Here is a 19,439-nt window from a genome sequence, read left to right on the forward strand (position 1 = left end):
CCAAACGGCTCCCCAAAGGTTGTATCGGTCCACTCTTAGTCTCTGACCACTTATTAACTTGTCTTTTGTGTGAATATTACCGTCATCATATCATGAGCCGAGCGATTAATCAATAATAGGATTGCGATTGCTGCAGAGGGTTAACGTGGCATAACTTAAGGTTGACAGTTAAAAACGGGATGTGGTAGATTGCTTCTTGAAAACTAATATGCGCGTGAATAGGGTTGAAATGGGGGAGAGACACGATGACAAAACCGCGTTATGTCGTTGCAATTGACCAAGGGACAACAAGCTGTCGAGCGATTGTATTTGATCCACAGGGTGTGATAGTCAGCACAGCTCAACAGGAATTTACCCAATATTTTCCTCAATCCGGTTGGGTTGAGCACGATGCTGAAGAGATATGGCAAGTACAGCTTAAGGTTCTTCGCGAGGCAGTGAGATCGCTTTCAATTGAAGATATTGCAGCGATAGGCATCACGAATCAACGTGAAACAACGGTTGTTTGGGATCGTATTACAGGCAAGCCGCTCCATAGAGCCATTGTATGGCAATGCCGCAGAACAAGCGCGATGTGCGATGAGCTTAAGCTAAAAGGCTGGGAGCCGACCATTCGCAGTAAAACAGGCTTGCTGCTGGATGCCTATTTCTCCGGTACCAAGCTCAAGTGGCTGCTCGATTCAAATGTGGATATTCGTGAAAAAGCGGAGCGTGGTGATGCGCTGTTCGGCACAATCGATTCGTGGCTGATCTGGAAGCTGACTGAGGGACGTCAGCATGTCACAGATGTCTCGAACGCTTCGCGAACGATGCTGCTGAATATTCATACAGTGCAATGGGATGAGGATATCCTAAGAGATTTGAATATTCCGCTCGCGATGCTTCCGGAGGTGAGGTCCTCAAGTGAAGTATATGGGCATACCCAGCTTCTGGGCGATGGCTTCAGTATTCCGATTGCTGGAGCGGCAGGAGATCAACAGGCAGCTTTATTCGGACAGGGCTGCTTTGTCGAAGGCATGGCCAAGAATACCTACGGCACGGGCTGCTTCGTGCTGAAGCAAACCGGGGAGAAGCCTGTCATGTCACTAAACGGCTTGATTACGACAATCGCCTGGAAGCTTAATGGCAAGGTTTATTACGCGCTCGAAGGCAGCGTCTTTAATGCCGGTACGGTTATTCAATGGCTGCGGGATGGGTTGGGGATTATCGGTGATGCTGCTGAGACAGAGGCTGTTGCGTTGTCAGTAGAGCATACGGAGGGCGTATATTTTGTGCCGGCATTCACAGGCCTGGGCACGCCTTATTGGGAGCCGGATGCAAGAGGAATGATAACGGGACTAACGCGTGCTTCGAAGAGAGCGCATATCGTGAGGGCTGCACTGGAATCGATTGCCTTCCAGAGTCAGGATGTGCTGCAGATTATGGAAGCTGAGTCAGGCATACATCTGCGCGAGCTTCGTGTGGACGGCGGTGCAGTCCGCAATGAGTTTTTGATGCAGTTTCAGGCTGATTTGCTTGGCGTGACGGTAACACGTCCCAAGGTGATTGAAACCACTGCGCTTGGAGCTGCATTTCTCGCAGGTCTCGCGGTTGGCGTGTGGCAGGATGTATCCGAGCTGGAGCAGCTCAAGGGCTTTGATCGTGCGTATGAGCCGGGTATGGATGAAGTGAAACGCGAGGCGGCCGTTGCGGGCTGGAAGCGGGCCGTAGGGTATCAGCTGCGAAGCAGCGATAATTAGAACGACTACTATATAGCTAAACAGGACCTGAGGCGGTATGAGCTTAGGTCCTGTTTAGCTATATAGTATTATTAAATACCCGAGTCGATGAGGATAAGCTCTGACGGTAGATTGAACATTTTACCGATGCCTCGTGCACATATTAATGCTTCTTGTTTACTGCTCCAAGTATAACTAACTTCCTCCTCATGGGTTCGATTTACAGGGACTCCGTGAATCTTGACACAATAGGTACTGATGCTTTTCCTGGATATCTCAATCTTGTTCACGGATCTGGCTTCACTTAAAGACAGTTTCATCCACATTCACTCCTATTTAGATTTAACCGGACTGCATCATCTGACATTATAGGAGTCAACGATGCTCCTTGTTGGACGTGTCCATAGTATAACAAAGCATTCTGGACAATTTCTGAACATTCGTATGATTAAGTATCAGATGCAATGATTCACTATGCAACGATTCCGGAGAAAGAGACCAGAACTTCCACCCCGCATTAGGGTTTTTCAAATGTGTTGGCGGATGGCGCTTTTGCGGATGCTGGCGATTTTTCCTTATTTGCTGAACTCGCTTTTAAACGAATGCTTACCTTCGTACCCTGGCCAGATATAGACACCACTGTTACTCCATAATTGTCACCTGCGAATAATTTAATCCGTTCATGAACGTTATACAGACCATAACCGCTGGTTTCTTCCTTACCCGTTGGTGGTGATTGGAGTCGGATCACTTGTTCTTCCGTCATTCCAATCCCATCATCTTCAATACTTACAATCAAATCATCTTCTTGAAGGGAGGCATAAATCCGGATTGTTCCTTTATGATTCAGCTTTTTTCGGATTCCATGCAATAGAGCATTTTCAATAATAGGCTGAAGCGTAAGCTTAGGCATCCTTAATGGAAGTACAGCTTCTTCGATATCGAACTGCACCTCGAAATGATCACCAAACCTGTTCTTCTGTATGTCCAAATAGACTTCAGCCAGCCGGATTTCATCGCGTACCTCGACAATATCCTTACCTTTGTTCAAAGTTAACCGGAAGTATGTGGACAGGGAGCCGATCACTCCACTTATATCGTCCGCATTACGGCTGATCGCCATCCAATGGATCCTCTCCAATGTATTGTAAAGAAAATGCGGATTGATCTGAGCCTGTAATGCACGAAGTTCCAATTCCCGTTGATTTAGCTTGCCTTGATAGGTTTCTTCGGTCAGTTGTTTAACATTTTGAATAATGCGAATCACGTTATGCTCCAGCTTCTGCAGCACACCATAATCCTCTTCAACCTTTCCTGTATAATCAACAATACCTTCCTTGACCATAATATCTGATAGTTCCTTTATCCGACTGTTCATTCCTCTCATAATAAAGGCGAACAACAAAACAATGGACAAGATAAACACAATAAACGTAACCATTGCGATAAATATACCGGACATTTTCGTAAATGTTTTATTCTTGGATGAGATTTGACTGATCGGGATTTCGGCCACGATACGCCAATCGGTGTAAGGGATCTGCTGATACAGAACATATTGCGTGCCATCGGTTGTGTTTTGTTTAAAATAACCGTCTGGAGCCTTCAGGATCTGGGTCAGGCTAGCGTCATCCAATACAGGCTTTCCGATCAGGGAATGATCTGAATGGCTAATAGCTCGGCCACTCGCATCGGCAACATACAGATTCCGGGCTTCGGCGAGATTCGCATTCATTAAACTTTCGGCGATCAATTCCTCTTTCATATCTACGACTACAATCCCTATGACCTTATCGTAGTTGGACGGATGGCGAATGACTCGGGCAGCGGATATGACTGGGTACGGTTGTAATTCGTCGAGGTAGCTTTGTTCATGTGTACCGATCCAAACTATTTTGCCATCTTTGTCAAGTACCTGGGGGTACCACACTTCATTACGAATCGTATCAATGGAGAAGAAACGAATTTTCTCTCGGGCATACTGCAGGTTAGGATCAACGAATATTCGGACCTTGAACACATCCGTGTTACTTTCAATACTGGAGATATCTCCACGCATTTGTTCAATCTGGTTGTATAGATCAAAGGGCTGTGAGCGTTGTTCTTTGTCCAGATATTGATAAAGTCGGGGATTGCTTATAAATATATTGGACGTGTTGGTGACATTACGAAAATAGTAAGCGACATTGTTGGCTGTCTGATTGAGTGTTTTTAAAGTAGTGACATTGTATTCACGTTCGATTAAATCGGAGGAGCGCTGATAAAAAATAAACATGGTGACTAAAGAAGGTATAAGGATCAGGATGAAATATAACGCAAGCATTTGCTTGACGATATTCAACTTGCGGAACATAGTAAGCATCGCAAACAAACGTTTCATAGGATTCGCTCCCTATATTCAGTCGGGGTCATTCCGGTATGCTTCTTGAACAGTCTGGTAAAATAACTGGGATCCGGATATCCGACCGACTGCCCGATTTGATTCAACTTTTGAAGCGGATCTTTCAGATGTTCCTTAGCTTTTTCCAGCCGTGTTTTAGTTAAATATTCGTTAATCGTTTCTCCGGTTTCATGCTTGAAAATCAAACAGATATAAGTAGACGTCAAATACACCTGCTCGGCCATTTCGTTTAAGGACAAGTTGCGGTGGTACGTCGTCTGGATGATTTCTTTGATTTTCTTGACAACATGATTCGATTTTACCTCGCGTTTATCCCGAATGATCCGGCACAATCCAGAGAAGTGGTATTGCAGTAAAGTGTACATGTCATCCAGCGTTTCACTGTGAAACAATTGTTCTCTTAGCTCCTGTTGATGGGAATCGTCGTCGGTCACAAGCCCCAAGTCCGCGCAGACTAATGACCCAAGTAAATGAAGATGGAGGCAAAACTGTCGACATTGCTGCAGGCTGTAAGATTTTATTTCTCGGATTTGTTTGAAATATTGTTGCAGAAGTACAGTAATCTCCTCCTCGGAAGCCATCTTTAATTCCGTGGTGAAGCGGTCCGCCTTACCCGAGTCCAACAGCACAGAGGCATGCTTAACGGGCTCCAGACTTTCCATCATAATGATCCGGCTGTTGCCGAGATACAGCTTTTGACTGGCTGCGGTTACGGCCTGTTTATAGGAAATTGGTATATCCATCAACGTAGTGACAACAGGGCCCACACCTAACGTGAACGTCCATTTCAGAATCCGTTCCAGGTTCACTTTCATCTCATTTAACAATGAATAAAGGGTGTCTTCTTCATCCTGGGAATGCATCGATAGAATGCAAACAAAACGACCCGGGGCAATTTGAAACGCATACCCTCGTGAGTAGGTGTCTATGATTTCCTGACATATATTCAGGATGGCAAATGCCATTAACTGTTGATTGCGTTCCGTCATACTTAAAAAGGTTTGGAAGGTGTCATCGATTCCTACTACAAGTACACCGAACAACCCTTCCATATGGAGCTTGATTTCAAAAAAATCCAGTTTACTTTGCAGCGCACCCTGGTCTTGAAATCCGTCCCGAACGAGATAAGATAGGAATTGCTCTCGCAAGAGTGGAAAGCTTTGAATCAGCTTCTGATTCATGTCCTCCAGCAATCGCTGCTGCTCACTCTCAACCCGGATAGCCTCCACCGTTTTGCCGATAACTTGATGAAGTTCGGGAAATTGAATCGGTTTCAGCAAATAATCAATAGCCTCAACCTTTAAGGCTGATCTTAAATATTCGCTATCGTCATAGCCTGATATAAAAATGATTTTGACCTGAATCTGCTTCTCCCTTAGCTTGTCAGCAAGCTCTGTTCCGTTTAGAAAAGGCATTTTCACATCAGTAATTACGATATCAGGTGATAATTGTTCAATCATAGGAAGTGCGGTTAACCCATCATTGGCTATGCCGACAACTTCTATTGAATGCGCTTTCCAATCAAAATAATCGCGCAGTCCACAGGACGTCGATTCTTCATCATCCACAATGATCAGCTTGTACATTAGAAACCACCTCTTGAAAGTTTATAAGATTTGACAACGGATTATAGGATTGTCTGATTGTTAGCGTCTTCATGAAACCTTATGATGTTGATGAGGGGGTTACGATTACATTATCACAACAGAAAGCAACTTGGGAAGGAGACAAAATGTTTGGGAAAACAAACCAGAACACATGAAAATATGAAGCATTCTACCGTTACGCTGGGGCAAATTATCCGATATATGAGAGAGTACTACCCATTATATTTGATGTCTTTACCAGGGTTAGCGGTACTGCTGTTATTCAAAATTATTCCGCTATATGGTCTGACACTTGCCTTTAAAGACTTTAACATGTTCGCCGGCACCAATGTTATGGATTCGATCATCCAGAGCGACTGGGTTGGCTTGGCTCATTTTGAGAAAATATTTACACGTCCTGAGTTTTTACTGATTATTGCTAACACGCTTATTATAAGTATTTACAAGCTGGCGTTTCTGTTTATGATGCCGATTGTATTGGCCTTGTTATTGAATGAGGTCCGTCAGGTTTACTTTAAACGCACCATCCAAACCTTGGTGTATATGCCGCATTTTTTATCATGGGTGGTCGTATTCGGATTGTTTTATACACTGCTTGGCAGCTTTGGAGTGGTTAATCAACTGCTGTCCGACCTCGGTTGGCAAAAGATCAGCTTCTTCACGGACCCCGGGCTGTTCCGTTCGCTGCTTGTCATGTCGGAAGGGTGGAAGGAAACCGGCTGGAGTACGATCATTTTCCTGGCTGCAATGACTTCAATCTCGCCTGAGCTGTACGAAGCGGCGGTGATCGATGGGGCAGGCCGTTACAAACGAATGTGGCACATTACGATACCGGGCATTCTTCCCGTGATTGTGCTTATATTTATTTTGAAGGTAGGTCATGTTCTGAATGCCGGTTTTGAGCAGGTGCTGGCAATGTATAATCCGGCGGTGTATGAGGTAGCGGATATTATACAAACCTATGTATACCGCGTAAGCCTGGGTAGGATGGATTTCAGTTTGGGTACTGCATTTGGCTTGTTCGAATCGGTTGTCGCATTCATACTGATCGTTGGAAGTAACTCGATTAGTCGTAGGGTTCTGGGTCGGAGTATTTGGTAGAAGGAGGGGGACTATGAAAAAAGAATCAAGCTTTTCCAAAAGAGAGCTGTTTCCTTATGTGAATGGGCTTGTATTAACGGTCTTTGGGCTGTTATGTCTGCTGCCGTTCCTGCATGTAATATCCAAGTCTGTCAGTGAAGAAACCGCGGTAACCGCTGGAAAGGTAGGGCTGTTTCCGGTAGGGATTCAATGGGATACCTTTTATTTCGTCATTGTTAAATCCGGATTTTTGAGCGCATTCCGCAACTCGCTATTCATTACCATAGTAGGAACAATACTGGCTCTACTTGTTACGGTGATGGCAGCCTATCCTCTCTCCAAACCCGGATTTAAGGGTGCAAAGGCTATTCTAATGCTATATGTTTTCACAATGCTGTTTAGCGGAGGGATTATCCCGGGGTATGTGTTAATGAAAAGCCTGGGACTTCTTGACAGCCTATGGTCACTTATTTTGCCAGGAATTATAGTGCCTTTCAACATGCTGGTGATGAAAACTTTTTTTGAGGGGATCCCGGAGAGCCTGGAGGAATCCGCGAAGATTGATGGCGCTTCTTATATGCGCATATTATTTGAGATCGTGCTGCCGATATCCATGCCAGTCATTGCGACGATCGGTTTATTTTATGGAGTAGGGTACTGGAACAGTTTCTTTAATGCGATGATCTATATTAACAGTCAGGATTTAAAGCCACTGCAGTTGTTTTTATATGAAATGATTGTCAATTCAGATACGAATCTGAAGGAAATGTCCTCCGACGAAATGATGAATATCACAAGTGAAGGAGTCAAAGCGGCGACAATTGTTGTGTCAGCGCTTCCAATCATGGTTGTTTATCCATTCCTGCAAAAGTATTTTGTTAAAGGTTTAACATTGGGTTCAGTCAAAGGATAGCAGCGTCAAGACCGTATAGAAATATCGGTAGCACTGAAGGGGAAACAGCGTCTTACAACAGTGTATATCAAATAGGGGAGGTCATTTAGTTGAATAAATGGATCAGTAAGAGCATCGTCACCGGGTTAGCATTGAGCCTTGTCGCAGGCTGTGCGAGCAGTGGAAATGAGGATGCGGCATCCAAGAAAAGTGCAGACAATACCAAGCCGGCATCCAAGGAAGAAGTAAAGCCGACATTGAAATATTTGGGACCGAGCACGTCATTTGATATTCAAAAGCAGGGTGTGGTCGATGATATCAAGAAGCTGACAGGCTATAACCTGGAATATTCCATGCTGCCGGCGGATAAAGCCGACGAAAAGCTGAATATTGAGATTGCGTCAGGTACAGATAAAGATATATTGATGTTGTCGCCGGCTCAATATGCCCAGTTATCTACGCAGGGGGCATTGGCGGATATTACAGAACTTGTTGATAAGTATGGCCCTAATATTAAAAAAGCAATTGTTCCCACAGATATGGAGCAAACCAAGCTAAACGGAAAATTATACGGCATTCCATATATGCAGGACAGCCTTAATATTCGCAGGGGAATCGAGGTTCGAACAGATCTCTTAAAGCAGCTTAATTTACAGATGCCCCAAACCCCGGATGAATTTTATCAGGTGTTAAAGGCTGTAAAGGAATCTAATAAAGATGGAATTCCGTTTTCTGCTGCGACTTGGAATATTAATACCTTGATGAGTGGATTCGGCCTATATAATGATTGGAATGAGGTCGATGGAAAACTGCTACCGCTTATGAAAACGCCGGGTATCAAAGATTACCTGACTTACTTGGTGAAGCTGTATCAGGAAGGTTTGCTAGATCCGGACTTTGCCATTAATCAAACCAAGACGGTGGAGGAAAAGTTCTCCAGCGGCAAAGCATTCTCCTTTTATTCCGGCTGGAATGAGCACGCACGTATTGCGCCTGCCTTGTCCAAAGCATTCCCGAATGCGACAACCGATATTGTCGATCCGTTGAAGGATAAAAATGGGAAAGCCGGCGTGGGTGTTCCAGTGGATGTTCAGCGGATATTGTCGATCCCCAAAGCAAGCAAAAATGCGGAACATGCCATCAAGTATATGAATTTGCGAATGCAGCGGGAAAACCCGGACATCTTTATGAAAACGGTTATGGGCGATGAAGGAGTAACTTTTAAAATCGAAAACGGCAACTACTATCCGATAGAGCCCGCATTTTCAGAAAAGTTTGCTTTTGCTTGGTGGTTTATGCCAGGCTTTGACCAGAAGGATTACCCGACGATGTGGCAAGGCCGTTTACGCAGGGATCCAAATATGTTTAGCTCTTTTGAGCAGGTAAATCGTCAGCTCAAAGAAGTTATGGTTAAAGATCCGGCGGGATATATGCCTCCCAACGCTGCTAATCTGAGATACAAGCAGTCGCTTGGTAAACTGCAAAGTGATTTTGTTGTAAAAGTATTACTTGGCAATAAAAAGGTAGCGGATCTGGACGCGTTTAATACGGAATGGGAAGCAGCGGGGGGCAAGGAAATGGAAGCGTCAATTAATGAATGGTATGCAAAAAATAAAAATAACACAAAGAAATGATAATCTGGATATTTATTTAATTGCGAATAAACCGGATGGCTAATTATAGCCTCCGGTTTTTTGGTGATACGTTCAACATAGACATGGGGAATCAGCTTAATGATGAGATTCAGTTCACGAACCAACTTTATTTGTTCGTGTGAATCGCTCGCAATTTTTCAAGTTATGACTCTCTTAGCCGAAATGATGCGACCCTTCCAGCTGTCATCCAAATCCGTCACAATGACGCCAATTCCTACCCGGTACGTATGCAGCACTTTATTGTCTCCGAGGTAGATGGCTACATGTCCGATCCGCTGGAGTCCTGATTCATTTTTCCGTTGGGGTGTCGTGAAAAAAACCAGATCGCCTTTGCGAATTTTGGTGATATCTACATCTTGTCCAATCTGGCTTTGCTCTCTGGAAACCCGTGGAAGCGTCACTCCGTTTTCACCAAAGACATACCGTGTGAATGACGAACAATCGAACGTAGCTGTCTGCTTGGAGGAGGCGCCGAACTGATAAGGTGTGCCCATATACTTTAGGCCGGTGGCAATTACTGCATCAGCCCTTTGCTCCCATGCGGGTCGGTCCGCCTTGAACCGGTAATCCGTTGCTGCGGCAGATACATAGCCTTGTCGGCCATTAACGGTAATCGCGAGCCATTCCCGATTTACCTCCGCCGTGACGGTTACTTTGGCATTCGCTGGTATCGTCTGCACAACGGCTGCATTTGTATCTGCTTTCTCCAGCATAACGGAAGAGGTTTTGAGCACCGCCTTGTTAGGCGCGTAATCCGTCTGGGAGGGCGCAGGCAGATCCAGGCCAGGATCATCGCTTTGAGCCGGATCGATAAAGGTGGCGGTTTTCGAGGAGTCGTCCCATCCCACCTCGTACCCAAGCGTTTCGGCTGCCAGGCGGATAGGGATGTAGGTGGTGCCTTTATAGTTCATGCTTCCCGGAAGCTGCTCAGTTCCATCGTTATAGCCATCCTGCGCTGAATAACGGGTATCACCCGCCTTCCAATAAAATGGGGACAAATCAGCGGTTACCTGCTGTATGTTCCCAGAAGCCAACGAAATTCCCGAACCGAGTCCTCCCACAAAAACTACAAGTCCAAGCGCTATGTACGAAGCTGATTTTTTCATGCGGCTCTTCCCCTCTTAGTGAAGTTAGTACTAACTCTATTCGGAGGGAAAAGTTCATTTGGCAGGATTCAGGGATGTGTAAATACTGGAAAACGCTAATTTTGCTATCACAGCCCTCTACGCGGTAAAATATATTCATAAGGCAGGGGGGAGGAAGTTATTATGCAAAGAGCGATTTGGGCCGGCATTGGAGCCGGTTTATTCATTGGAATTTTTTTTAGAATCGTGGAATTTGAATGGAAAATAAGGGTGTATACACTTTTGCTGAATGTGGATTATGTACCTGTGCTGCGAGATCTGACCTTAACTGAAGCGACTGAATTTTCTATACATATGATCATCTCGGCCGTTGTAGCTCTCGTTTTTTACAAGCTCATTCGACGTAAAGACTATGCCAAGCGAATTGTGCAAACCTTTGTTCTGTGGAGCGTAATCGTCGGAGCTGTGCTGTATCTGACTACCATGTTATCTTCCAAAACACCTGCCATTTATGATGTGAGCGCAATTGCCATCTGGCTTGTGGGCCATGCTATGTACGGATTCCTGCTGGCCTTGCTTATGGGTAGGCGTACTCCCAGATAAAGCTGGGCGTTAGGGTTTGATCGATATTTAAGATTGTTCAAATGGAAGGTTTATTGTATAGTGTACCAAGACAGTTCGCGACCATCCTGTCTATAAACAAAACTATGGAGGTAAGTGCATGAACAAATCAAGCCGTACAGCAAGTGATCTATCGAAAGGAGGGGCAATCCCTTATCTGCCGATAGATGGGACGACAAAAAAGCTGATTTTATTGATGGCAGTTTTTATTTCGTCGTTGATGATTGCCAACATTGTGGCGATTAAAATTGTCGATGTCGGCTTTGCCGATGTCACAGCCGGTATTTTCTTCTACCCGATTACGTTTATCATTGCCGATACGATATCGGAAATATGGGGGAGAAAGGTCGCGCGGCAGGCGATCTGGATCGGGTTGTTTATGAATGCCTGCATGGTTGGAGCGTTCACACTCGTCATTCATATGCCTTCAGCGGTGTTTTTCGAGAATCAGGCCGAGCTGGCAACGATTCTGGGCGGTGTTCCAAGAATTGTGCTCGCATCCTTAGTAGCCTATTCAATCAGCCAAAATATTGATGTGTACCTGTTCACTCGTCTGAGAGAGAAAACCAACGGTAAGCATCTTTGGCTGCGCAGCAATGTGGCGACGATTACGTGTCAGCTGCTCGATACCTCGGTATTTTTCGTGATTGGGTTTATCGGAATTATGCCGATTCCGGACATGGTGGCAGCTACAGGTACGGAGTTCGGCGTCAAGATTATGATGTCTATTATAGGCACACCGATTATTTATTTACTGGTTAGATGGGTGAGAGGAAACTCCAGGTCGACCCAGCAGCCTCAATATGAAGTGACTCATCATACGCAGATTCAATAGCAATGGCGAATACCCCTTATTCCACGATTTCAGCGGAGTAAGGGGTATTTTGTCTATTATTAGGCGTCGTTGTAGTATTCCAGTAAATGTAAATGGAAATAAGTTTTAGACTGCTCCGCTAGCCGTCGTAGTCGACGCGCCGATCACAAAGCCTGGCTTCATCCGAAGAACCAGGAGCACAAGCTGCAGCCGCGGCATGCCATCCGCCGTCAACGTCGAGCATATCGCAAAGCATTGGCCTCGAGTGCTTCCTGCGAAACATCTTTATACAGTTCTTTTTACGTGCTTGGATTGCTCTGGTGAAGTAAAATTGTGCTCTTTTACAATCGCATGCAGCTCATGCCTGGTCCATAAATTACTTTTGAAGTGATGATTGTTACAGACTCTTTATCGTATTGATTCAGGTTGCATGATCTGCGAACTACACGAGCTATTTATATTCAGTTTATAAAAATATCTTAACCTGTTCAATGTTAATAAAAATATTGTGGATCATGGGAGGAACGAATATATGAGAAATAATATCCTAGTTAGCGGGGCAAGTTTCGCCGGACTCTCAACAGCCTACTGGATGAAGAAACTAGGCTACAATGTTACCGTTGTTGAGATTGCCAATGATCTAAAAAAAGGCGGCACGCCTGTAAATATCCGCGAAAATACCGTAGACATTGTGAAACGCATGGGGCTGCTCGATCAAATCCAGTCAAACAAAATACTGATGGGATTGATGGAATACAAAAATTTCGATGATGTCACTGAAAGATTGGAATTCCGCGAGGAGCTCGTAGAAGATGAATATGAAATCGAGCGAGATGTATTGTTGAATATCATGTTCGAAGCTGTCAAAGATGATGTCGAGTTTATTTTCGGCCACAGCATAACATCGTTGAAGGAAGAAAGTAATGGCGTCGAGGTAACTTTTAAAGGGGGACAAAAGCGGTCGTATGACCTGCTATTCGGCTGTGATGGTATTCATTCGGTCGTCAGAAAATTGTGGTTCGGCGAGGAGACGGATTTTTCGCATTTTCTTAAAACTTATTTTTCTATCACGATCGTGGATAAGTTGTTGATCCGGGAGAATACGACACAGATGTACAATGAGCCGGGCAAGGCGGTCATGCTGAACACCTACAATAATAAAACCGATATCGTCCTCTGCTTTTCTTCGGAAAAGGAAATACCTTACGACTACCGAAACGAAGAACAGCAGAGGAATATAATTTTGAATCAATTTTCCGGACTAGGCTGGCGAACGCCGGAATTGCTGGAAGAAGTGAAGAACTCAAAAACTTTTTACTTTGACAAGCTGTGCCAAATGAAAATGCCGTCGTGGACAAAAGGCAGGGTAGCGCTGGTCGGTGATGCTGGATACTGCGCCTCTCCGGCTGCTGGCATGGGTGGGTCACTGGCCATAGATGGGGCGGCAGCCTTGGCTGATGCTTTCCAAAGAAACCATGGGAATTTTGAACTTGCGTTCCAAGAATATAATAAGAGTTTCCGTCCTTTCATCGAGGGAGTGCAAGCAAACGCGGAAATGATGGTGGATTTTCTTGTCCCACGAACTGAAGAAGCCATTCGCGAAAGAATTTCGCAAGCGGCATCCATCAAGGACATCTAGGGACCGATCTGTAGGATTATGTGAAGCCCTTTATGTTATTTGATTTTCTTAAGTTTAGGACTTGATAATTTTCAGTCTAATCAGTAAACAAACAACCAGCCCGTCATGCGGACTGGTTGTACGTCTTCCTCATTTGAACTTACAAAGGGACGATTTGACGTTCCTTTTGTTTGAAATACACCCATTCCTTAAAGCCAATCTCCTTCAAACGCTTGCTGACCTCGTCCCAGTCATCGCCTACACGCTCAGGCACATGGGCATCCGATCCGAAGGTAACTCTGACTCCGTAATGAAGCGCCCGTTCAAGAACCTCATCAACCGGATACCAGCCGCCGCAGGCTTTGGTTTTACCGGAGGTGTTGATCTCGATTGCGACATCTTGCTCGCCAATGATCTGGAGGGTGCGATCCACGGAATCGGTCGGTACCGCCGAAAAAGGGACAAAGTAAGCACGCATCGCATCAATATGCCCAAGAATTTGAAAAATACCGCTGCGAGCTGATTGCTCAATCAGACCGTAATAAATGTCTTTTTGTTCAACAAGCTGAGCATCGGTTAGTCCCTGGAAACGGGTTTTGTTGAAAATACTCGTACCCCCGGACAAATGAACGGAGCCGATAATGTAGTCAAAAGGGTATTGCTCATATATTTGTCGATACAGCTCTGCATGCTCAGGGAAAAAATCAGACTCGACGCCCAGCAGCACATCGATTTTTCCGCTGTATTCCTGCTTGAGCTTCAACACTTCATCAATATAGATCGCGAACTCGCTTTTGCCCATTGCAATACCCGGCTGTTCCCGTTCCTTCGAACTCCCGAAATAGGGAGAATGGTCAGAGATCCCGATTACCGATAGTCCATGACGAATACCCGCCTCGACATAATCGCGTATCGTGCCTACGGCATGGCCGCAGCGTTCATGATGTGTGTGTAAATCGAATTTCATTAAAATTCACTCCGATCCGATAAATTGTATTTCTTGCATGCCTTTTAAATCCAGTAAGAATTGATGCAGCGCCGAGCTTAAATAGCGTCCGGATTTATATATAACGCCGACAGGGTGGCTGATTTCAAGCTCATGAACTTTAACCATCTTTAGGGTACCCAAGCGAAGCTCGTTAGCTATCGACATCTTGGAAATAATCGCAGCTCCTAAATTCAGCTCGACCATTCGTTTGACCTCTTCGCTGCTGGACAGCTCCATAACGATTTGCGGAGTGATGTTAAGCTGCTTGAAAATTTGATCGACAAACCTGCGGCCTGCTGTTTCAGGCGAAAGCATAATTAACGAAATGTCATGCAGCCTCTCTATAGGTACGTGAGCGTAGCGGCTGAGCGGATGATTAGGTGATACGACCAATTCGAAAGTATCGTAGTACAGCACCGAGCTTTCGAGTGAAGGCTGTTTTTCAAATAAGTACGTAATGCCGATATCAATGGTGCCATTCTCGACGCTATGCATGATTTGTGAGGTTGTCATCGAGTGGATCGTTGTTTTGATCAATGGAAATTGATTTTGAAAATAGGACAGCACACGCGGTAAAATCTGAATGGCAATGGAGGTAGTCGTTCCCAGATGGATATGGCCCTGCGGCGTATGGTTCAAATCGTTCAGTCGTTCCTTCATATCCTCAACCGTATGCAAAATTAATTCTGCATGTTCGAGAAATATGCGTCCGCTGTCGGTCAGGGTTACTGGCTGGTTACGGTCAATAAGTACGGTCTTGAACTCATCCTCCAGACTTTTAATCTGAGCGGATACAGCTGGCTGTGTGAGATTGAGCAACTCGCCCGCCTTGCGGAAGCTCATGGTTTTGGAAATCGTAATTAACGTTTCGAGTTGGTTCAAATTCACTTAATCGGACCCTCCTCTCTAAAAAGTTGTGCCTTAGGTGGGTATATAAACCGATTTGAAAAATAGATAAATTTTATCGATTTACCCTATAATATAAATACAATTTCTCAATATAGACATTATATGACACATGGCAGCGAGGAGCAAACCTAAATAAGGGAATTTCTAAAAAATGAGCCGATATTCCTTGTTAATTTTTGATTAATCACTTGTTAATTACTCAAATTTGAATATAATAATTAACGTAAGTATAAAAGTAAAAATGAGGGTGAAATGATGGTTAACAAAAAATCTAACGTCCGTCTGACGATCGTCGGATTAATGCTGGGCCTGCTTCTGTCTTCACTAGACCAAACGATCGTCTCTACGGCGATGCCAACGATTGTCGGTGAGTTTGGTGGCTTGGACAAGTTTGTATGGGTATTCTCCGCATATTTGATTGCCAATGTCGTATCGATGCCGATTTTCGGTAAATTGTCCGATATGTATGGGCGCAAGAAATTTTTCCTGCTTGGCTTGGTCGTGTTCATGATCGGCTCTGCCTTGTGCGGGACTTCAACGAGTATGTTCCAATTGATCGTTTATCGGGCAATTCAGGGTATTGGCGGTGGCGCACTGATGCCGATTACGTTCACTATCGTATTTGATCTGTTTCCACCTGAAAAGCGGGGTAAAATGCAGGGCTTGTTCGGTGCCGTTTTTGGTATTTCGAGTGTGTTGGGGCCGCTGGCCGGAGCTTATTTTACGGATTACGTAAATTGGAAATGGATCTTCTTCATTAACTTGCCGCTTGGTGTGGTCTCTCTCTTGCTGATCACTTTATTTTATCACGCGACATTGCCAAGTAATCCGAATCAAAAAATCGATTGGTGGGGAACCATCACTTTTGCCGCTTCCGTGTTGTGTCTGATGTTCGGGTTAGAGCTTGGAGGCAAGGAGTTCGCCTGGAACTCTCTGCAGAGCTATGGCTTATTCAGCGGTTTTGTCATTCTGCTGGCGTTATTTCTCTGGATCGAGACTAAAGTATCGGATCCTGTCGTACCGCTTAAATTGTTTCGCAATAAGCTGTTTACAGCGAGTATGGGAACAAGCCTGTTCTATGGAGCGATCCTGATGTCTGCCGCTTCTTACATTCCTCTGTTTATACAAGGTGTGTATCAAGGCTCGGCTTCAAGTGCCGGGCAAGTGCTGACTCCGATGATGCTGGGTGTTGTGGTCAGCAGTGTATTTGGAGGCCGCTTTATCAGTAAATTGCCTTACCGTAATATATTGCTCGTATCGTGTGCACTTCTGCTTATAGCAACCTCGTTGTTATCGACGTTGTCCTATTATTCGCCTGCGTGGGTTCAATCGCTGTTGGGTATATTCGGAGGTACGACTCCACAGCTGACACCACGACCATTGGTGATCGTTTATATGATTCTTATGGGCCTGGGGATTGGAGCATCCTTTCCGGTGGTCTCGATGTCGTCGCTGCATAATGTAGGCTTTGAGTTCCGCGGTACCGTGACGTCCATGGTTGCCTTCTTTCGTTCGATCGGCTCGGCTATCGGGGTAACCATACTTGGAAGTGTGCAGACGGGTGCACTGACCTCGCGGCTGACAGAGCTGCTTCCAGGCTCCAATATGGCACAAATCGATCCGCGAGCGCTATTGCAGCCTGATGTGAGAGCCAAGATTCCACCGCAAGTATTGGAAAAGCTGACGGTTGGGCTGGCAGATTCGATTGCTGTTGTTTTTCAGTGTACACTGATCATGGCGGTCGCCGCCTTGATCTGCATTTTGCTGATGGGTAAGGCGAGGATGGAAATCCCTTCGCATACGAAGCAAAAGGCGTAGTGTCAGTACTTGAAATTTTCAGAAATAAGGTGAGTGCTCCATGTCCATGAAGCTGGTTATTCTCGGGCTTTTAATGGAAAAAGAAAGCCATCCCTATGAAATCAAGCAGACGATGATGGAACGTGAAATGCATCATTATATCAAAATGCGTGATGGTTCCTTGTACTATGCGATCGAGCAGTTGAAAAAAAATGACTATATCGAGACCGTTGAAACCGTCAAGGACAGCAGCAGGCCGGATCGGACCATATATCGGATTTCACCCTCCGGCAAGCTGTTGTTTCAAGAGCTGCTGCTGCAGCAATTTCAGGAAAAATCCCCTGTCTATTATCCGATGGTAACGGCATTAATGTTCTCGGGTTATGGGGATCAAGGCAGAATCTATGAGATTATTGTAAAGAAAATCGAAGAGCAGAAGCTGAAGAATCGCAAAATGAAGGATCTTTATGAGGAGCATATTCCGATTGTGCCGCGCGGCGTGCTGCATATGATGTACTGCTCCTATGAGCACGGCCTCACCCAGCTGCGCTGGCTGGAGCGTCTGGCGAAGGATGCCAAGGAAGGACGCCTGAGCGAAGAAGGACTTCCCCTGGATGGGCAGGCATAGTCTCCATATTTGATAAGAATGAAGCCTCCGGATCGCTGCAAAGCGGGAATGGAGGCTTCATTCTTCATATACCCCTATGCCAGGCTTCGAACCCATCTGACAAGGCAGCTAGCTGGCACTGGGTACATCAAGACCCTGATACAAAGCTGTTAGGCTCAAGATGGGCGTGGTCGTTAAATTGCAGCAGCGACCACTGCTGGTCCTCGAGCTTAAAGCGGCTGATGGACGTGTTCGCTGCTTCGAATGTCTGCATATGATGGGCTGGAAGTCCAACAGCATGACGCAGGAAGGCGCGAATCGGACCTCCATGTGTAACGATGACAATATGCGTCCCGCGATGGAGCATGGCGATACGCTCAATCTCCGTAACAACCCGCTTGTGCAGGTCTACGAAGGATTCTCCGCCAGGAGAACGGAATTCCGGATTGATCCGACTTGCCTGCCAGCCAGCAGGATCGGCGGCAGCACAAGCCTTGTAGCTCATTCCCGTCCAGTCGCCACGGTTAATTTCCCGCAGCTGGGAGGAGGTTCGAATTTCCTTGTCGTGCGGCTTCACGATAATGGCGGCTGTTTGCACGGCACGCAGCAGATCAGAGCTGTATAGCACATCAACCTTCACAAATGACAACCGCGCTGCCAGCAGCTGGGCTTGACGGGTTCCTTCAATCGCTAACGGATTGTTCATTTGTCCTTGAAAGATAGGCTCGCGATTGACATCTGTTACTCCATGGCGTATAAGACTAATAATTGTAGGGTTCATCTGATCAACCCTCTTTTTCTTGGCTTAGAGCTTCGGCCAGCAGCATTAAATGGTCACAGACAAGCTCTGCCCGTATACCGGTTCGCTGCTCTTGTGCTTCCAATGTATTTGGTTTAACGAGACCCGTAAGCACAAGTGCGGTTCGGCAGCCCGCGGCTAATCCGCCTTGTATGTCGGTTTGCAAATTATCGCCGACGACCCATATTTGATTGGATGGCAGGCCAAGTCTGGCAATAGCATAATTCATAATAATCGGAGATGGCTTGCCAATAATCGTTGGTTCCACTTGACTGGCCCGCTCTATACTTGCGGCAATGGAGCCTGCACCCGGATGAAGCTCATGGTTCATTGGCAGCAGATGGTCGGGATTGGTCAATATAAAGGCTGCGCCACCACGAATATATCGAACTGCCGTTGACAGCTTGGCATAGCTGAATTCCCGATCGATCCCTTGCACAACAAAGGCTGGCTGAGAGCCTTGCTCAACCGTCTGAAAGCCTGCATCCTGCAACGCCTGCTGAAGCCCTGTTTCTCCAATCGCATATACCTGTTTATTACTGGCCCGTTCCTGCATATAAAGTGCGGCTGCCTGGGATGAGGTAAGCACCTCTTCCGGCAAAGCCTCAATACCAGTTTTACGAAGGTGCGCTGCCACCTGCTCTGGCGTACGCGACGAGTTGTTCGTTACGTATAAATAGGGATAATGATGACTGCGCAGCCATTCGATAAATGCCGGCGCATAGGGAATAGGCGCATCCCCATCATATAAAGTCCCATCCAAATCGAGTATAAAACCTTTCACTGTCGGCTCTTCCTTTCGTTGACACACAGATTCTCAAACTATTGTGTGCATGTCATATTGTAAC

Annotated in this window: 17 protein-coding genes and 1 pseudogene; 9 read left to right on the forward strand and 9 right to left on the reverse strand. The window is 45.6% G+C overall.

The genetic code is table 11. The features are described 5' to 3' along the window. Positions 1-245: 245 nt before the first annotated feature. Complete coding sequence (glpK, locus tag NST47_RS09240; RefSeq protein WP_341154872.1) at positions 246-1,739, forward strand: glycerol kinase GlpK; 1,494 nt, start codon at positions 246-248, stop codon at positions 1,737-1,739. Between the two features lie 71 nt (positions 1,740-1,810). Here glpK and NST47_RS09245 read toward each other — a convergent pair whose 3' ends face one another. The 4 genes and pseudogenes from NST47_RS09245 to NST47_RS09260 form a co-directional block, all read right to left on the reverse strand. Then, positions 1,811-2,038 carry a hypothetical protein gene (locus NST47_RS09245; RefSeq protein WP_341154873.1) on the reverse strand — a complete coding sequence of 76 codons (228 nt, stop codon included), beginning with the start codon at positions 2,036-2,038 and terminating at the stop codon, positions 1,811-1,813. Positions 2,039-2,093: 55 nt separating this feature from the next. Beyond that, a pseudogene (locus NST47_RS37160) lies at positions 2,094-2,279 on the reverse strand (catalase); the annotation flags it as partial. Next, a complete protein-coding gene (locus NST47_RS09255; RefSeq protein WP_341154874.1) occupies positions 2,236-4,098 on the reverse strand; it encodes a sensor histidine kinase in 1,863 nt (620 codons plus the stop codon). The pseudogene NST47_RS37160 and the gene NST47_RS09255, both read right to left, overlap by 44 nt. Continuing rightward, the gene (locus NST47_RS09260) at positions 4,095-5,705 is read right to left on the reverse strand and encodes a response regulator (RefSeq protein WP_341154875.1); all 1,611 of its coding nucleotides are present in this window, start codon (positions 5,703-5,705) and stop codon (positions 4,095-4,097) included. Before NST47_RS09260 ends, NST47_RS09255 begins: the two co-directional genes overlap by 4 nt. 150 nt (positions 5,706-5,855) lie before the next feature. On the opposite strand from NST47_RS09260, the gene NST47_RS09265 reads away from it, so the two are divergent. The 3 genes from NST47_RS09265 (at position 5,856) to NST47_RS09275 (ending at position 9,332) form a co-directional block, all read left to right on the forward strand. Further along, positions 5,856-6,827 (forward strand): ABC transporter permease, encoded by a 972-nt coding sequence (locus tag NST47_RS09265; RefSeq protein ID WP_341154876.1) that lies wholly within the window; start codon positions 5,856-5,858, stop codon positions 6,825-6,827. Positions 6,828-6,840: 13 nt separating this feature from the next. Next, positions 6,841-7,719 (forward strand): carbohydrate ABC transporter permease, encoded by an 879-nt coding sequence (locus tag NST47_RS09270; protein ID WP_341154877.1) that lies wholly within the window; start codon positions 6,841-6,843, stop codon positions 7,717-7,719. An 89-nt stretch (positions 7,720-7,808) separates the two neighbouring features. After that, positions 7,809-9,332, forward strand: a complete 1,524-nt coding sequence (locus NST47_RS09275; protein WP_341154878.1) for an extracellular solute-binding protein — start codon at positions 7,809-7,811, stop codon at positions 9,330-9,332. Between the two features lie 158 nt (positions 9,333-9,490). Here the strand turns inward: NST47_RS09275 and NST47_RS09280 are convergent, their stop codons facing one another. Then, on the reverse strand, positions 9,491-10,459 hold the full coding sequence (locus NST47_RS09280) for a C40 family peptidase (protein ID WP_341154879.1): 969 nt from the start codon (positions 10,457-10,459) through the stop codon (positions 9,491-9,493). Positions 10,460-10,621: 162 nt separating this feature from the next. Here NST47_RS09280 and NST47_RS09285 point away from each other — a divergent pair, with 162 nt between their 5' ends. The 3 genes from NST47_RS09285 to NST47_RS09295 all read left to right on the forward strand — a co-directional run bounded on the left by NST47_RS09285 (position 10,622) and on the right by NST47_RS09295 (position 13,512). Continuing rightward, positions 10,622-11,041 (forward strand): hypothetical protein, encoded by a 420-nt coding sequence (locus tag NST47_RS09285; protein WP_341154880.1) that lies wholly within the window; start codon positions 10,622-10,624, stop codon positions 11,039-11,041. Positions 11,042-11,159: 118 nt separating this feature from the next. After that, positions 11,160-11,894 carry a queuosine precursor transporter gene (locus NST47_RS09290; protein ID WP_341154881.1) on the forward strand — a complete coding sequence of 245 codons (735 nt, stop codon included), beginning with the start codon at positions 11,160-11,162 and terminating at the stop codon, positions 11,892-11,894. A 511-nt stretch (positions 11,895-12,405) separates the two neighbouring features. Then, positions 12,406-13,512, forward strand: coding sequence for an FAD-dependent monooxygenase (locus NST47_RS09295; protein WP_341154882.1), 1,107 nt, complete (start codon positions 12,406-12,408; stop codon positions 13,510-13,512). A gap of 139 nt (positions 13,513-13,651) precedes the next feature. Here the strand turns inward: NST47_RS09295 and NST47_RS09300 are convergent, their stop codons facing one another. Then, positions 13,652-14,458, reverse strand: coding sequence for a histidinol-phosphatase (locus tag NST47_RS09300; protein ID WP_341154883.1), 807 nt, complete (start codon positions 14,456-14,458; stop codon positions 13,652-13,654). Positions 14,459-14,464: 6 nt separating this feature from the next. Further along, positions 14,465-15,367 carry a LysR family transcriptional regulator gene (locus NST47_RS09305; protein ID WP_076232196.1) on the reverse strand — a complete coding sequence of 301 codons (903 nt, stop codon included), beginning with the start codon at positions 15,365-15,367 and terminating at the stop codon, positions 14,465-14,467. A 276-nt stretch (positions 15,368-15,643) separates the two neighbouring features. Between NST47_RS09305 and NST47_RS09310 the strand changes: the two genes are divergently transcribed. Both NST47_RS09310 and NST47_RS09315 read left to right on the forward strand, forming a co-directional pair. Beyond that, entirely contained in the window at positions 15,644-17,206 is a 1,563-nt protein-coding gene (locus tag NST47_RS09310) for an MDR family MFS transporter (RefSeq protein WP_341154884.1), read from the forward strand. 40 nt (positions 17,207-17,246) lie between these two features. Beyond that, the gene (locus NST47_RS09315; protein WP_341154885.1) at positions 17,247-17,813 is read left to right on the forward strand and encodes a PadR family transcriptional regulator; all 567 of its coding nucleotides are present in this window, start codon (positions 17,247-17,249) and stop codon (positions 17,811-17,813) included. Positions 17,814-17,940: 127 nt separating this feature from the next. Here NST47_RS09315 and NST47_RS09320 read toward each other — a convergent pair whose 3' ends face one another. Both NST47_RS09320 and NST47_RS09325 read right to left on the reverse strand, forming a co-directional pair. After that, positions 17,941-18,573, reverse strand: a complete 633-nt coding sequence (locus NST47_RS09320) for a histidine phosphatase family protein (protein WP_341154886.1) — start codon at positions 18,571-18,573, stop codon at positions 17,941-17,943. A 4-nt stretch (positions 18,574-18,577) separates the two neighbouring features. Beyond that, positions 18,578-19,375 (reverse strand): HAD-IIA family hydrolase, encoded by a 798-nt coding sequence (locus NST47_RS09325; protein ID WP_341154887.1) that lies wholly within the window; start codon positions 19,373-19,375, stop codon positions 18,578-18,580. Between the last annotated feature and the right edge of the window lie 64 nt (positions 19,376-19,439).

Origin of the sequence: Paenibacillus sp. FSL H8-0034 (assembly GCF_038000305.1) — a bacterium.
Taxonomy (GTDB): domain Bacteria; phylum Bacillota; class Bacilli; order Paenibacillales; family NBRC-103111; genus Paenibacillus_S.